13 protein-coding genes and 1 pseudogene are annotated in these 14,772 nt (G+C 71.5%); 4 read left to right on the plus strand and 10 right to left on the minus strand.

Annotated elements, in window-relative coordinates; all coding sequences use genetic code 11:
• Positions 1-449 precede the first annotated feature (449 nt).
• Positions 450-845: an NTP pyrophosphohydrolase gene (locus AB0E19_RS05215; RefSeq protein ID WP_362173501.1), complete on the plus strand. Its 396-nt coding sequence runs from the start codon at positions 450-452 to the stop codon at positions 843-845.
• Positions 846-875: 30 nt separating this feature from the next.
• Here the strand turns inward: AB0E19_RS05215 and AB0E19_RS05220 are convergent, their stop codons facing one another.
• The 3 genes from AB0E19_RS05220 to AB0E19_RS05230 all read right to left on the minus strand — a co-directional run bounded on the left by AB0E19_RS05220 (position 876) and on the right by AB0E19_RS05230 (position 2,600).
• The gene (locus tag AB0E19_RS05220; RefSeq protein WP_362173504.1) at positions 876-1,013 is read right to left on the minus strand and encodes a hypothetical protein; all 138 of its coding nucleotides are present in this window, start codon (positions 1,011-1,013) and stop codon (positions 876-878) included.
• A gap of 137 nt (positions 1,014-1,150) precedes the next feature.
• A complete protein-coding gene (locus tag AB0E19_RS05225; protein ID WP_362173507.1) occupies positions 1,151-2,413 on the minus strand; it encodes an MFS transporter in 1,263 nt (420 codons plus the stop codon).
• Between the two features lies 1 nt (position 2,414).
• Positions 2,415-2,600, minus strand: a complete 186-nt coding sequence (locus AB0E19_RS05230; RefSeq protein ID WP_362173510.1) for a hypothetical protein — start codon at positions 2,598-2,600, stop codon at positions 2,415-2,417.
• Here AB0E19_RS05230 and AB0E19_RS05235 point away from each other — a divergent pair.
• Both AB0E19_RS05235 and AB0E19_RS05240 read left to right on the plus strand, forming a co-directional pair.
• Positions 2,586-2,795: a sigma-70 family RNA polymerase sigma factor gene (locus AB0E19_RS05235; protein ID WP_362173513.1), complete on the plus strand. Its 210-nt coding sequence runs from the start codon at positions 2,586-2,588 to the stop codon at positions 2,793-2,795. The two genes, AB0E19_RS05230 and AB0E19_RS05235, sit on opposite strands and share 15 nt — an antisense overlap.
• A complete protein-coding gene (locus tag AB0E19_RS05240; RefSeq protein ID WP_362173516.1) occupies positions 2,792-3,067 on the plus strand; it encodes a hypothetical protein in 276 nt (91 codons plus the stop codon). Before AB0E19_RS05235 ends, AB0E19_RS05240 begins: the two co-directional genes overlap by 4 nt.
• A gap of 16 nt (positions 3,068-3,083) precedes the next feature.
• Here AB0E19_RS05240 and AB0E19_RS05245 read toward each other — a convergent pair.
• From AB0E19_RS05245 to AB0E19_RS05260, 4 genes and pseudogenes are all read right to left on the minus strand, one after another.
• Positions 3,084-3,431 (minus strand): annotated as a pseudogene (locus AB0E19_RS05245) (MBL fold metallo-hydrolase); the annotation flags it as partial.
• A gap of 332 nt (positions 3,432-3,763) precedes the next feature.
• Complete coding sequence (locus AB0E19_RS05250; protein WP_362173519.1) at positions 3,764-5,386, minus strand: nickel transporter; 1,623 nt, start codon at positions 5,384-5,386, stop codon at positions 3,764-3,766.
• Complete coding sequence (locus tag AB0E19_RS05255; RefSeq protein WP_362173522.1) at positions 5,383-6,474, minus strand: tetratricopeptide repeat protein; 1,092 nt, start codon at positions 6,472-6,474, stop codon at positions 5,383-5,385. The genes AB0E19_RS05250 and AB0E19_RS05255 overlap by 4 nt, the downstream gene beginning before the upstream one ends.
• A 336-nt stretch (positions 6,475-6,810) precedes the next feature.
• Positions 6,811-8,325, minus strand: a complete 1,515-nt coding sequence (locus AB0E19_RS05260; RefSeq protein WP_362173806.1) for a DUF4331 domain-containing protein — start codon at positions 8,323-8,325, stop codon at positions 6,811-6,813.
• Positions 8,326-9,335: 1,010 nt separating this feature from the next.
• Here AB0E19_RS05260 and AB0E19_RS05265 point away from each other — a divergent pair.
• A complete protein-coding gene (locus AB0E19_RS05265) occupies positions 9,336-10,205 on the plus strand; it encodes a DUF4394 domain-containing protein (protein ID WP_362173525.1) in 870 nt (289 codons plus the stop codon).
• Between the two features lie 150 nt (positions 10,206-10,355).
• Here the strand turns inward: AB0E19_RS05265 and AB0E19_RS05270 are convergent, their stop codons facing one another.
• The 3 genes from AB0E19_RS05270 to AB0E19_RS05280 all read right to left on the minus strand — a co-directional run bounded on the left by AB0E19_RS05270 (position 10,356) and on the right by AB0E19_RS05280 (position 14,769).
• Positions 10,356-11,009 carry a fasciclin domain-containing protein gene (locus tag AB0E19_RS05270; protein WP_190044977.1) on the minus strand — a complete coding sequence of 218 codons (654 nt, stop codon included), beginning with the start codon at positions 11,007-11,009 and terminating at the stop codon, positions 10,356-10,358.
• Positions 11,010-11,093: 84 nt separating this feature from the next.
• The gene (locus AB0E19_RS05275; protein ID WP_362173528.1) at positions 11,094-12,668 is read right to left on the minus strand and encodes a molybdopterin-dependent oxidoreductase; all 1,575 of its coding nucleotides are present in this window, start codon (positions 12,666-12,668) and stop codon (positions 11,094-11,096) included.
• Positions 12,669-12,744: 76 nt separating this feature from the next.
• Positions 12,745-14,769, minus strand: coding sequence for an MMPL family transporter (locus AB0E19_RS05280; protein ID WP_362173531.1), 2,025 nt, complete (start codon positions 14,767-14,769; stop codon positions 12,745-12,747).
• Positions 14,770-14,772 lie beyond the last annotated feature (3 nt).

A 14,772-nucleotide genomic window follows, 5' to 3' on the forward strand; every position in this document is an offset into this window, starting at 1 on the left:
TACGTGCCCGGGAAATCGGCGTACTGAGGGGTGCTTGCGGGTACTCGTGGGCTGGGGGGTTGGGGGGTGGTGCGGGGGAGGCTGCGGTCGGGGACGGCAGGTGCGATGAGCCTACCGATGATCAGCGACCACACACTGTAGTCGTCAACCGTTCGTGTGTGGTGTGTAGTTGGCAAACTTGCCCGTAGACCTGGGGAATCTGCTACCGACCTCTCGATCGACGGCCGATATCGATTGGCTGAAAGTCGCCTGTTTGGCCCAGGAGTTGTCGAGGAGCGGAACCGTACGAAAGAGGGCGGAGAGGCCAATTGACCTCTCCTCTCTGCGGAAACGCGCCCGGTGCACCGCCGAGCGGAATCCCCCGGAGGGGTCCCGGACCGCCTCCCCGACCCCCCTCCGTCACGGAGCGTGAGCGCTTGGGGGTGGGATGTGGCTGTCATCCTGGGCGCATGAACGCCGAAGCCGAGCCCTCCCGCCGTCCGCTGCTCGTCGTGGACGGGGCCAACGTCGTGGGCTCCGTGCCGGACGGCTGGTGGCGCGACCGGCGGGGCGCCGCGGAGCGCCTGCGGGACCGGCTGGCCGCGCACGGCGGGCCCGCCGACGGGCCGTTCCCGGGGCCGTACGAGATCGTGCTGGTGGTCGAGGGCCGGGCCCGCGGCGTCGGGTCCGTGCCGGGTGTGCGGGTGGAGGACGCGCCGGGCAGCGGCGACGACCTGATCGCCGAGCTGGCCCGCGGGGCCCGGGGCCGGCCGTGTCTGGTGATCACGGCCGACCGGGAGCTGCGCCGCCGGGTGGAGGAGACGGGGGCCCACTGCGCGGGCCCCCGCAGCCTCCCGGACGGCTGAGCGGCGGCGTGGTGGGCCCCCGCGCGTCGCTCACCCGCCGCAGCCCCCGCAGCCTCCTCCGCAGCCCCCGCAGCCGCTCCCGCTGCCGCCGGCCCCGCCGTCCTTGTCCTTGTCCTTGTCCTTGCTCGACGACGAGCCGGACGAGTCGAAGACGGTTCCGAGGAACACGCAAACAAGCATGATTCCTACGAAGATGAGCACCGCTTCCCCCACGGTCTCCCCCTTGCCGCACGGTGTGTCGTTCCCCTGCCCGGTATCTACCCCACCGGCCGGGAAACGGAGCATGCTCGGCGGCCCGGGTTCGGTCAGTCGTGCGAGGAGGAAGGGCGCCCGGCGGGTGCTCCCGCGTGGAGGACCGTCAGGGCGAGCAGCGCCGCGAGGACGCTTCCGGCGGCCAGGACCCACCACAGGGTCAGCGGGAAGCTCGCGAGGAGGGTGGCCACGAGCAGCGGGGCGAGGGCCGTGGCGCCGCCCGCGAAGAACTGGTTGAACGCGAGGTAGGAGCCCTGCGCCCGCTGGGGCGGCAGGCTCGTCAGGAGCAGCATGGCGCCCTGGGAGACGGCCAGCTCTCCGAGGGTGTAGAGGGCCATGCCCGCGACCAGCAGCCCGATCCGTGTCCCGTGCGACAGGCTCCCGGCCAGCAGGGCGGCCGCGTACAGCGCCCCGTACGCCAGTCCGCCGGCCGCGAGGACGAGTCCGGGCCGGAACCGTTCGAGGAACCGGCTCAGGGGCAGCTGGAGCACGGTGAGCAGCAGGGTGTTGACCGCGAAGAGCACGCCCACGGTCCACGACGGCATCCGCAGCTCGCGCAGGACGAACACGGGAAGGGCGCTCTCCACCGCGAGGGCGGCGGTCAGGAGCACGGCGTTGGCGCCCGCCGCCCGCAGGAACGGCAGGTCGCGCCAGGGCGCGGCGCGGACGCCGTCGCCGCCGGCCGGGCCCGGGCGCGGCGCCGCCTCGGAGGGCCGCCCCGGCGGCACGCGGAGGTACAGCAGGGCGGTGAGGGCGAATCCGACGGCGTTGACGACCCCGAGGACCACGAACCCCGACGCCGTGTCCACGACGAACACGGCGGCCAGGAGGGCCCCGGCGCCGACCCCCGCGTTGAAGGCGACCCGGGTCAGCGCGAGCCACTGCCCGCGCTGCCCCTCCGGGGCCAGCCGGATCGCGAGCAGCGGGCTCGCCGCCTGCTCGGCGCGGTTGCCGAGGGCGAGCAGCAGCGTGCACACGACGAGCGGGACGAGGCCCCGGAAGGCGGTGACGCCCGCGAAGCAGGCGACCCGCAGCACGGCCGCCGCGACGAGCACGGGCTTCGGCCCGAGGCGGTCCACCAGCCGGCCGACCGCGAAGAGCCCCGGCAGGACCGCGAGCGCCGTGACGGTCAGCACCAGGCCGACCGAGCGCAGCGACTGCCCGGACAGCTCGGTGAAGAACAGCAGGGAGAAGGGGTAGAAGAAGCCGGTGCCCAGGGCCTTGACGAGTTCCGTCAGCCCGAACCAGAAGACACCCGGCCCGCGCGGGAGCACCGGGGCGCGGCCGCGCGCGTCCTTCACGGCGGTGGACGTCACGTCAGGAGGTCCTCAGCCGGAGCACGTGGCAGCGCTGCTCCGTGACCGCGCAGCCCCGGGAGCGTTTGGCCCGCTCGCTGCCGAGGCCGTAGTGCAGGGTGGTGACGCCGGCGGCGGCCGCCTCCTCGAGCAGGCGGTAATAGAGGACCTGGTCCGCTCCGCCGAACAGCAGGTGCTCCTCGACCACGACCAGCGCGCGCTCGTCGCGGCCTTACGTACCCTGTCGTCACGACAGCGCCAGGTCCTGGTCCTGAAGTACTGGCTCGACCTCAAGGAGACCGAGATCGCCGAGACCATGCGGATCTCCGTCGGGGCGGTGAAGTCGCACACGGCGAGGGGCATGGCGAAGCTGACGAGCCTCATGGAGGGAACCGCCACGTGAACACGGACACCGAGGCCCTCCTGCGCAGCGCCCTCAGCGGCCTCGCCGCGACGGTCCCCGACGGCTCGACGGCCACCTACCGCAAGGAGCAGGCCCGCTGGCGCCGCCGCGAGTACCGCCGCCGCTGCGTCGTCGCGGCCCTGGTCCTCCTCATCGTCGCCGCCGTCTGCGCGATCGGCCTCCTCACCCTCTCCCACGCCTCCCCGGACACCCACGTGATCTTCGACAGCGCCGCCGCCCAGGACCGGACGGCCGTCGGTACCGCGCGCTAGCGCTCCCCGCGCGTCGTCAGCGGTCGCCCGCCAGGTCCAGGTCGCGCCGGGGGGCCTCGCCGCGCGGCTCCGGGGGCTCCGGGCGGCGCCATGGGCGGGCCAGGGGCTGGGAGACGGCGCGCCACCAGGGATCCGCGGGCACCTTCCCCGCGGGCTCGAACGGCTGGCCGGGGCGGGGAAGGGCCACCGCCTGCCCGGCTTCCCGCGCCGCGTCGCGGGTCCACTCCCCCGGTTCCGCCCACGGGTGCGGGGCCAGGTTGAAGGTGCCCCAGTGGATGGGGAGCAGCACGCCGCCCGGCGTGCCGCCCTGGAGGTCCAGGTGGGCGCGGACGCCTTCGGCGGGGGTCATGTGGATGTCGGGCCACAACGCGTTACATCGAAATCGTTGAACCGGCCGGCATCACACGGTGCCCCGAGGGACCAAGCGCCCAAGGAGACGACGTATCAATCCCAGGACCGACCTCTCCAGAGCGGCGCGGGATCCGGCTGCGGTCGACATAGGGGATCGCATTCACGATCTCTCTCAGATCACGCGCTCAGGCTGCCGCTCCAGGCCCTGAGCTGGCCGCCGTATAGCGACAGGCGCTGAGCCGCTCCCCGCCACACGAGGTGCAGTCGGTGACAGGTGCGAGCGTCGCCGCCGGGGCGTACGGGTCTCCTCTGCAGTGCGTGGAGCGCGGCGGAACAGGGACGGCCTCAGGGGGCCAGAGCTCGTACGGCCAGCCCGAGCCCCACGACGACGACCAGGGCGGAGGTGGCCACCGGTCCGATGCGTGAGGCGGTACCTACGAACCAGCGCAGCCGGGGGCGGTCGCCAGCCTTCTTGATGCGATGTTTGACGTGGAGGAGGAGCATTCCGGCGAGGGCGAGGGTGGCCGCCATCCCGAGGCCGTAAGCGAGGACGAGGAGAATGCCGAAGGCGGTGCGGCCGAGCGCGACGGCTCCGAGGAGGACGACGAGGGCGGAGGGGCTGGGCACGAGTCCCCCGGCGATGCCCATGCCGATCAGGCCTGCTTTCCCGGCAGGACGAGAAGCGTGTGTGTGCTCGGACGGCGCATGCTCGTGCGTTCTGCGCGAGGCAGGGGCCTGGGCTGGAGCGGTGAGGGTGCGCGTGGTGGCAGCAGCGGATTCAGGCGCGCCTGTATGGGTCGCCGTGGAAGGAGCCGGATGGTGGCTTCCCCCGTGTTCGTGTCCGTGCTCGTGAGGGTGGCTGTGCTGGTGATGATGGTGGTGGCTGTGTCCGTGGGAGTGATGGTGGTGGCTGTGGGTGGGCTTGTGGCGGAGGGCTCGGGTCAGAAGCCATAGGCCGATGGCGGTGACGATGAGTCCGCTGGTCAGGCCGAGCCAGGCCAGGATGGTTTCGCCTGCGAGGTGGGTGGCGGTGGGGAGGGCGAGGCCGAGGATCAGGACGCCTGCGGTGTGGGTGAGGGTGACGGTCGCGCCGACGGTGACGGCGTCGCGCCGGGTTCCGCGGCGTCCAGCGAGGTAGGCAGCCATGATCGACTTGCCGTGGCCGGGCAGGAGGGCGTGGGAGGCCCCCAGGACGATGGCGAGGAGGAGGGCGAGGAGGCCGACGGGGAGGGTGAGTTCGTGTCGGGAGACGAGGGCGTCGAACCAGTTCGCGATCCGGCCGGCGGTTGTTCCCGTGGGGCCGGCTGCAGGTGCGGGGGTGTCGGTGGTGCCGTCGGCGGGGGTGGTGTGCAGTTCGGCGGTGCGCTGGTCCAGTGGTGCGGCAAGCGGGTCCGGCGGGTAGCGGCGCAGCTCTTGTGTGGGTGAGGTGGCGGGGAGATCGGTTCCGGTGATGCGCAGTCCGATGCCCTTGGCGGTGATCTCCCGCCATCCGATGCGGGTGGTGTCGTAGTGAGTCTCGACGTTGATGACGCCGCCGCGCTCCAGTGGGGTGGGAGCGGTGTAGGCGCAGGTGAGTCGGCTGCTCTTGAGTCCTGCTTCGCCGGGTTCCCAGGTGAGCTGCGCGGCCCTGGAGTTCCATCGGGCGGGGCCTGCGGGAGTGCCCAGGGTGAGCTGGCCGGCCAGTGCCGTGCAGGTGGTGCGGGCGTACCGGGTGCTTTCAGCTTTGGTGAGGGTGTTGTTGTGGTCGGTGTCGATGCGGGGGCGTTCTTGGAGGGCGGCGATTTCGGCGCGGTCGACGATGACGGTGGCGTCGATGCGGTCTGGGTGCAGGACGAGGCCGGTGTGGTAGTTGACGGTGAAGTTGCCCAGGGGGTGGGCCGGCGTGGCTGCTGCGGCGGGGGTGGTCAGGCTGCAGGCGGCGGTGAGCAGGGCGGCGGCTGTGGCGGCGGTGCGGTGGGCTGGGGTCATGGTTGGGTGCCGATTCGCTTGGACAGGGCACGCGCCTGGGCGGCGTGCAGCGGGTTGAGTGCGGGAGCCTGACCGAGTGCCGACCGTAGATCGGCGGTGGCGGCCTGGTTGTTGCCCAGGGCGTGGTGGATCGCGGCCCGGTGGTAGTGCCACAGGGCGTTGCGGGTGCCAAGCGCGAGGGCCTGGTCGGCGTGTGCGAGGGCCTCCTGGCTGCGTCCGGCGCGGTGCAGGGCCCACGCGTAGGCGTCGTGGACGGCGACGAACGGCCTTGTACGCAGGGCCTGCTCGGCCATCGCCACGGCGCGCACGGGGCTGCCGTGGTCGGCTTCGAAGAGGATGGCGTCGGTGTCCGGCGAGCCGCCGGCGGAGGTACGCAAGGTTTCCTGTGCCCTGAGCAGGGCGTATGAGGCTTCGGCCTGTTCGTCGTGTCCGAGAGCCTGATGCGTCTCGCCGAGGGCGAGCAGGAGGTGCGGCAGGGGTGCGATGTCCGTCGCGTGCTGCCAGTCGGCGCGTGCCTGTTTCGTCTGACCGAGGGCGGCGCGGGCGCGTGCTCGGGCATCGAGGAGCGCGGGGTCGGCCGGTGCTTTTCGCAGTCCTCGTTCGGCTTCGCTGAGCGCCTGGCGCGCGTCGCCGTCCTCGAGTGCGAGGCCGGACAGGCAGGCGTGGGCGAAAGCGCGCTCACTGTCGGTGGTGGCCGCGGTCAGGGAACGCCGCATCAGTTCCGCCGCCCGCCCGGTGCTGCCGCGCAGCTCGAAGACGTAGGAGGCGCGAGCCAGGGAGGCTGCGTCGGGGCGCAGGTCGTTCATCTTCTGCACGGTCCGCTCGGCGTCGCGGTAGTGGCCGAGCTGGGTATGGGCGTCGGCCAGGACCCCGTACGCGGCCGGGTTGTAGGGGTCGCTGGTGATGGCCTTCTCGGCCCAGGTGCGGGCGGCGGTGAACTCGTGGCGGGCGGCGGCGAGCGCGGCCATGCCGGTTTCGGCGCCACTGTTGCCGCCAGGCTGCACGGAAAGAGAGCGGCGCAGGGCCTTCTCGGCCGCGGCATAAAGGGCGGGGTCAGCGGTAGTGCGGCCCTGCTCGATGCGGGTCATCCCGAGGGCCGTCCAGGTGTTCCAGTCGCCCGGCAGGCGCTCCAGGCGAGCGGTGAGCGCCGCGGCCGGGGCCGCGGGCCGGGCGGCTGTGCCGGTAGGTGCGGAGGCGGGGAAAGGAGGTGTGCCAGGGATGGCGGGTTGGATGAGTACGGCTCCGGCGGCGAACATCGCGGTTCCCAGGACGAGGGTGACGGCGACTTTCGTCAGTCGGCGTCGGCCGCGCGCGGGCGGGTCAGGGGTCATCTGAAAGTGTCTTTCCTGCGTGAGTGACGCGCTCCCGGGGCCAGACCGGGCGTGGTCCGGCCCCGGGAGCCTTGATGGTGCGGTGGCGTCACATCAGGCGCGGTTGCGGCGGCGCATCCGCCATCCGGCCGCCGCGAGCAGGACGGCTCCCACGCCGCCGAGGGAGGCCGCCGACCTCTCCTTGCTCATGGCCATGCCGGAGGGTCCGCTGTTGACGGACTTGGTGTGGGGCAGGGCCAGGTAGGGGAACGAGGTGCCGAAGGGGACCTCGTTGGCGTTCACCTTGTCGCCGTCGGCAAGGGCGGGGATGAGCTGTCCGGTCTGGGCGGCGCCTTCGACGGCCTGCAGGGAGATGTCGATGACGTCATCGGTCAGACGGCGTCCGTTGGGGAACCCGGCGAGGTCGCCGGCGAGGACGCCATACCGGTTCGGGTTCGAGGCCGGGGGTACGGCCATGTTCAGACGCAGTTCCTCGGCGGGCACGATGCGGCGGAGGTTGGCGTCGCGGTTGAGGCGGTGGGCGTTGAGGTCGGCCTGGATCGGCCCGCACGCCTTGCAGATGCCGGTGAGGTAGATCTCGGCGAGGTCGTTGCGCGGGGCGGGCGGGGCAGGGACGCCGTAGACCTGCTGGATCAGCTTGGGCAGGATCGGGTCGAGAACCTTGTCGACGACCGGCTGGACGGTGCGGTCCTGGTCGGGGTTGAGGGTGTTGAAGGCGTCCTTGTACTTCAGCGGGACAACGACCTCGTTGACCAGCGGGTTGCCCAGGCGGGAGACCTGCTTCCACTTGTCGCCGTGCCCGGTACGCGAGTCGGAGACCTGCACGCCCTTGCGGTCGGTGGTCGACCAGATGCCCACGACCGGATTGCGCGACGGGGTGTAGTTCAGCGCCAGGTACTTCTTGGGGATCTGCAGGGCGACGGAGTTGACGTTGTAGCCGGCCAGCGTGTCCTGCCCACGCTCGGACAGGTTCCCGCCGTAGAGGAGGTCGAAGACCCGCAGGTCGGCGAAGAACGGGTCCTCGGCCTGTCCGGCGAACGCCTTCCCGCCTCCTGGCAGACTCCGCACGGCCTGGGCGCGCAGGGAGGCGTAGTTCGGCATCGAGGCCGGCCCGACGCGGGAGGCTGCGGCGGGCACGTTGGCGAGCAGGACCCTGGTCTTGCTGCCGCGGGTCTCGGTGAGGTCGTAGACCTGCCGGAAGTTCAGGTCCGGGTCGTCCAGGGTGGTCACCTGGCCGGTGTTGTAGAGGAACTGGTTAGCGTCGTCGCGGATCTGGTTCTTGAACCGCCAGGTGTAGGTGACGTCGGCGTTGCCGTCACCCGTGTTGTCGATCTTGATGTTGTAGCGGAGGTCCTCGCCGAAGGCGTAGAAGTTCGGCCCGCCGTTGGGCTCCTCGAAGGGGATCCAGTTCGCCACCAGGGTCACGGTGTCGGACTTGTCGGGGCTGGTGAACGCGTACACGTCGGTGTTGTCGGCGCGCGGGTCGCCGGCGATCAGCGGGGCCTCGCGGTGGCTGGAGGCGGAGCTGACGCCGGGGCCGAGGGTGAGGACGGCCATGGCGGTCGCGAGGGCGCCGGAGCCGAGGACGAGCAGGGAGTGGTCCAGCATCCGGCGCCGGCCGGACGCCGTGGAGGTTGCCTTCACGAAGAGGTGCTTCCTTCCCAGCAAGGTGCGTACCAAGCCCGGCCTGATAGGGCGGGCGTCGGTGTCGCTAGGGGGCTTGTCGGGTGGCGGTCGGCACCGCGGCGAACGGGGGAGTTCGCACTACCCGGGCATGGTCAGGAAAGGCAACGGGACTGACCAGGTCCGGACACACCATCGCGCAGGGCTGCGCAGGGCGAAGGAAACCACGCCCGGACATCGCCGCGCGCCTGCCCGCCGCCCGCCGCCGACGTGCCCGGGTCCGCGAGGAGCGACAATTGTGCAGGTCAGAGGATTTCTTGTCCCGGCTTCAAGGCGGGCGCGACACGCAGTGCCGCTCTTAGCCCGAATGAGCCAACAACCGCTTGTTGCAACTCAGTTGCAACAGTGCAGCGTTGGTGGTGAGTGTCCGTTCAGCTGTCGTTGCTGCATAGATGACCTCTGGGTCCATAGGGCGAAGGAACGAAGGCGCTTGTCCGTCGTGGCAGCCGCTGAGCACGCGGGCCGTTTGCTGTCATCGGCCCGTCGGCAGCGTTGTGCCCAGGAACCGGTCCTCGCACATCCAGGACCGGACAGTGTCTGTGGCGGCCGGACTCTTCGTTCCCTCGGGCCGGCGCGCGGCCTGCGCGGGCCGGGTGTCCAGGACGGCTGCAAGAGAGCGGGGCAGGGCCTCCTGCCAGCCCAGCAGCCGCAGCCCGCGCACCTCGCTCCCATGGGAGCAGATCTCAAGTCCCGCACAGTCCGTGGGCCGCCATGTCTCGTCTCCAGCCACGACCACACCGTCACCACCGTCAGCGTCGCATCCTCCCGTCGGCGGACCGGCGCGCGGCTGGTCTCACCCGGATGGCGCAGCCCCAGGCAATGCCCTTGGGCCGTGCGGGTGGCGTCCGCCCCGGCGCCCATCCCCGGCGGCGCCGGCGGCGAATTCACCGCGAGACCTGAGCCACCTGGGCCCAGGCTCCGATGAAGGAGTGATCATGCGCAACCGGACCGTGACCGCGGCTTCCGCAGTCGTCCTGGCCGCCCTGTGCGCAGCGCCCGCGCTGGCGGTGTCCGACACGGCCTCGAAGACGCCGCCCGCCCACGACCACAAGGCCCTGCACGCCATCGGCCTGACCGGCGACCAGCGCCTGGTCGAGTTCGACGTCCACAGGCCCTCCAAGACCTGGTCGCTGGGCAAGGTCTCGGGGCTGTCCGGGGACACCAAGCTCGTCGGGATCGACTTCCGCGTCCAGAACGAGAAGCTCTACGGCGTCGGCGACAAGGGCGGCATCTACACCCTGAACACCACCAACGCCAAGGCCATGAAGGTTTCGCAGCTGACCGTGGCCCTGGCCGGCGCCGCATTCGGCGTGGACTTCAACCCCGCCGCCAACAGGCTGCGGGTCATCTCCAACACCGGCCAGAACCTGCGGCACAACATCGACGACGCGGCCGCCCCGCTGACGACCACCGTTGACGGAACCCTGACGAACCCGACCATGCCGCCGTCGACCGCCATGGGAGTGACCGGAGCCGCCTACACCAACAACGATCTGAACGCGGCGACCGCGACGACACTGTTCGACCTGGACACGATGGCCGACCGCATCTCCCTGCAGTCCCCGGCCAACGCCGGCACCCTGGCCCCCACCGGCAACCTCGGCGTGGACGCCGCCCTGGACGCCGGATTCGACGTCTACTACAACCCGGCCGCCGGCACGAACCACGGCTTCGCCGCCATCGGCAACGGTGGCTCCTACCGCCTCTACGCCGTCGACGTCCTGACCGGCAAGGCCACCAGCAAGGGAGCCTTCCCGGCCAGGTACCAGGTCACTGACCTGGCCCTGCCCATCAACCAGAAGTAGACCCCGACCGCAGCCGGCCTGGGCGCCGCACCCTGCCGAGCCCAGGCTCGTGGTCCGGCTGCCGGTCCAGAGATCATGCCGGTGGCCCCGCATCCTCCCGATGGGGGGCGAGTGCGGGGCCACCGTTGCTTGCGGACCGTGCGCGCTGGCCTACTTGGGCATGAGGACGGTGTCGATGATGTAGACGTTGGCGTTGGCGGTCTTCACGTTGCCGCAGACCACGTTGGCGGTGTCGTTGACCTTGTAGGACTCGCCGGAGCCTGCGGTGGTGATCATGCCCTTCTGGAGGGTCTCGAAGGAGCCGTTCTCCAGCTGCTTCGGCGTCAGCTTCTGGCCGACGACGTGGTAAGTGAGGATCTTGGTGAGGGTGGCCTTGTCGGCGAGGACCTTGTCGAGGTCGGCCTTCGGGATCTTCGCGAAGGCGTCGTTCGTCGGGGCGAAGACCGTGATGTTCTCGGCGTTGTTGAGGGTGTCGACGAGTCCGGCCTGCTTGACCGCGGTCACGAGGGTGGACAGGGCCGGGTTGTTCGACGCGGCGGTGGCCACGGGGTCCTTGGCCATGCCGTCGAAGGAGCCCGCGCCCTCCTTCGGCACCCCGGCACAGGCGGGGCCGAAGGGCTGGTCGTCGGTCATCGGCGCCTCGGAGGGGGTGCTCGCCTCCGTCGTCTTCGCGGCGTCCTCGGCACCCGCGCTGGGGGCGGCCTTGGTGTCGCTGCCGGAGTCGGAGCACGCGGCCAGGGAGAAAGGCAGCGCGGCTGCGGCGACGACGGCGATCGCGGTACGGCGGATCTTCATGCTGTTCATGACCAGTTACTCCTTGGGACTTTCTCTGGGTATCGAGGGGGTTGGTCGTGCTGCCCGGTGAGTGCCTTGAGGCGTCCGGGTGGTCTAGGGGACGGTGACGAAGACGCTGTGCCAGCCGCTCGCTCCGTCGGGGATGGTCCGGGTGCGCTGTTCGGTCTGGACCTGGCCGGTGCCGTCGGTGGCGCGGACGGTGAGGTTGTGTCCGCCGGGGGTGGCGTTCCAGCGGTAGGACCACTGGCGCCAGGTGTCGACGCCTGCCTGTGCGGCGAGGTCGGCGTCCTGCCAGGGCCCGTCGTCGACGCGGATCTGGACGCGGGTGATGCCGCGGTGCTGGGCCCAGGCGACGCCGGCGACGGTGACCGTTCCGGCCGTGGGGCGGGCGAAGGGTTTGGGGGTGTCGATGCGGGCCTGGGTCTTGATCGGCGCCTTGCGGGCCCACTTCCGCTTGACCCAGTACGGGTCGTAGGCGTCGAAGGTGGTGAGTTCGATGTCCTCGATCCACTTGCAGGCCGAGACGTAGCCGTACAGGCCGGGGACGAGCATGCGGACGGGGAAGCCGTGGTCGAAGGGGAGCGGATCGCCGTTCATACCGACCGCGAGCATCGCGTCGCGGCCGTCCATCACGTCCTCCACCGGGGAACCGAGAGTCATGCCGTCCACGGAGCGCGCCACCAGCTGATCGGCTTTCCCTCCCCGCGACGGAGGGATCACGCCGGCCTCCTCCAGAAGGTCGGCGAGAGGGACACCGAGCCAGCGGGCGTTGCCGATGTAGGGGCCGCCGACCTCGTTCGAGACGCAGGTCAGGGTGATGTCACGTTCGACGAGGGGGCGCGCCAAGAGCTGGTCGAGGGTGTAGGTGCGGGGCCGGGTGACCCCCTTGCCGTGGATCCGCAGCCGCCAGGTCCCGGCGTCGACCTTGGGCACCGTCAGGGCGGTGTCGACCCGGTAGAAGTCGGCGTTGGGAGTGGTGAAGGCGGTGATGCCGGGCACCTTCAGCTGAACACCGGCCGGGACCGCGCGGGCCGGGGAGGCCGGCTTGGGAAGCACCAGGCCTTCCCGGGAGGCGACCGCGCCCTGGCCTTGCCGGCCGGTGAAGTACCGGCCCAGCGCACCTGCCGAGGTAGCGGCGACGGCGGTCACACCGGCAGCGGCGAGGAACCCTCGCCTGCTCCACCCCCCAGTGCCTGGCTGCCCGTCCGGGGCGTGAACGGGAGAGGCTTTGGTCGCCAGCACGTACAGAGCCACAGCTCCCGCCAGCGCTCCGGCGATCGAGGGCAGTACGTCACCGGTGCCGGTGGAGTCGGGACGGCTGAGAGCGGCGGCGGCGCCGACGATCCCGAACAGCAACACCCCCGCGGCACCGGCGCGTCGGTGCGACAGGGCGAGGATGCCAAGGCCGATGGCGATGAGGGCGAGGATCGCGAGGATCCCCAGCTGGAGAACGATTTTGTCGTTCTCCCCGAACGTGCGGATCGCGAAGTCCTTCACCGCGGCAGGCGTCCGGTCGATCACCGCGCCGCCCACCACCGTCACCGGCCCCGCCGCGGGCCGCACCAATCCGGCCACCAGCTCGGCCACGGCCAGAGCCGTGAACGCGGCCAGCAGTCCGGCCAGTGCGCCGAGTGCGGCGCGGACGAGTTTGCTGCGGAGGCTGCTCACGTTGCTGCATTCGGCATCCTCCGCCCGGCGGATTGGTCCAACCCTCGAAAGAGTGAAGTCCCTTGCCGGTGTTGCCTTACAGCGTGGGTGTGGAGGCGGCGGCGCGGCCAGGGGTACGGGTGCGCGGAGCGGAGGCTGTGGCGGGCGGGCGCCGGTCGCCCGGGAGGCGGGTGGGCCACCAAGTGCGGGGGCCGAGGTCAAGGATGAGGGCGGGGACGAGGAAGAGGCGCACGAGGAGGGTGTCGATGAGGACGCCGAGGGCGACGATGCAGCCGATCTGGGCGAGGTAGAGCAGAGGCATTACGGTCAGTGCGGCGAAGGTGGCGGCCAGGATGAGTCCGGCGGCGCTGATAGCGCCACTGGTGGTCACCAGCCCCCGGCGGACCCCCACCGCGGTGCCGTGCCTAATCGCTTCGGCGCGGATCCGGTGGACGAGGAAGATGTTGTAGTCGACCCCCAGCGCGACGAGGAAGACGAAGGAGAACAACACCACGGCGGGCTCCGTCACGCTGCTGCCGAACACCAGCTGGAAGAGGAGCGCGGAGGCCCCGAACGCGGTGAACAGGCTGACCCAGGCGGCGGCGACCAGCAGCAGCGGCAACAGCAGGCAGCGCAGCAGGACGATCAGGACGGCCAGCACCACGGCCAGCACCAGAGGCATGATCAGCCGATGGCCACGCACCGACGCCGTGTGCAGATCGGCGAGCTGGGCGCTCTGTCCGCCGACCAGCGCCCCGGTCCCGGCCAGCGAGCCGCGCAGCCGGGCCACCGTGTCCCGGGCGCAGGCGCTGTCCGGGCTGTCCGACAGCGTCGCCAGGATCTGCGCCCTCCCACCGGTCTCGGCCGGCATGACGGCTGTTGCCGCTACGCCCGGTGTCGAGGCGATCCGGTCGCGGACCTCGGCCGACCGGGCGGCAGGGGCGAGGACGATCAGGGGGCTGGCGGTGCCGGCGGGGAAGTGGCGTACGAGGACGGTGTGCCCGGCAACCGAGGGGGCCTGGGCCGGTAGGGCCTGGTGGAGGGGGACGCCAGTCGGGGCGAGCAGCGGCGCCATAGCCGCTCCGGCGGCGAGGAGGGCGAGGCAGCCGGCCCAGGCCCGGCGCGGCCGGTGCTCGAGCGCCCGGGCCGGCCGTGCCCACCAGTCTCCCGGTGTTCCCGCTCGTGGCCGCAGCACGCGCCGCCCGCACAGTGCCAGTACGGCTGGCAGGAAGGTCAGCGACACGGCGGTGCAGCACGCCATGGCGATCGCCACCGCCGGGCCCAGGGCCCGCTCGGAGGGCAGGTCGCTGAGGACGAGCGTCATCATGGCGCAGGCAATGGTCGCGGCGCTGGCGAGTACGGGCGGCGCGGTGGCGCGGCACGCTGCGGTCATCGCCCGGCGGGTGTCCGGCTGTTCGGTGAGTTCCTCGCGGGCGCGGGCGGCCAGGAGGAGAGCGTAGTCGGTGCTGGCACCGACTACCAGGACGAACACGATGCCCTGGGTCTGGCCGTCGATGGACAGCCAGTCCGTCCGGGCCAGTGCGTACAAGACGGCGCAGGCCACCGTGAGGGCCAGGAGAGAACTCACGATCACCAGCAGGGGCATGATCACGCTGCGGTAGACCAACAGCAGGATCAGCAGGACTCCGCCGAGGGCGACGGCCAGGAGGGTGCCGTCGGTCTGCGAGAAGGCTGCGTCGAGGTCGGTTTGAGCGGCCGCGGGTCCTGCCAGGTGCACGCTCGTGCCGCCGACCGAGGCCGCCGCCTTCGCGACGGCGGCCAGGCGGGCGGCCGCGCCGTCGGGTTCGGCGGCGATCACCGCGGTCATGGCGCGGCCGTCTTGGGAGAGCACCGGAGCTCCGGCGGTTCCGGTCAGGCGGATGACGATCTGACGCGCCGCCTGCTGCTGGCGCGCCGTGATCTGTTCGCCCTCCGGGCGGGAAGTCCAGATCACGGCCAGTGGCAGCGCGGCCTGCGCCCCCGCGGGGTTCAGCAGGCGCTCCACCTGGGCCGACTCCGTAGTCTCCCGCAGCGTGACGTCCCCGCCGGCCTGCGCGACCTCGCCGAGACGGACGGTGTAAGGGCCGGCGGCGACCGCCAGGATCAGCCACAGCAGCAACACGAT

The sequence above is a fragment of the Streptomyces sp. NPDC047974 genome (genome assembly GCF_040653375.1).
Taxonomy (GTDB): domain Bacteria; phylum Actinomycetota; class Actinomycetes; order Streptomycetales; family Streptomycetaceae; genus Streptomyces.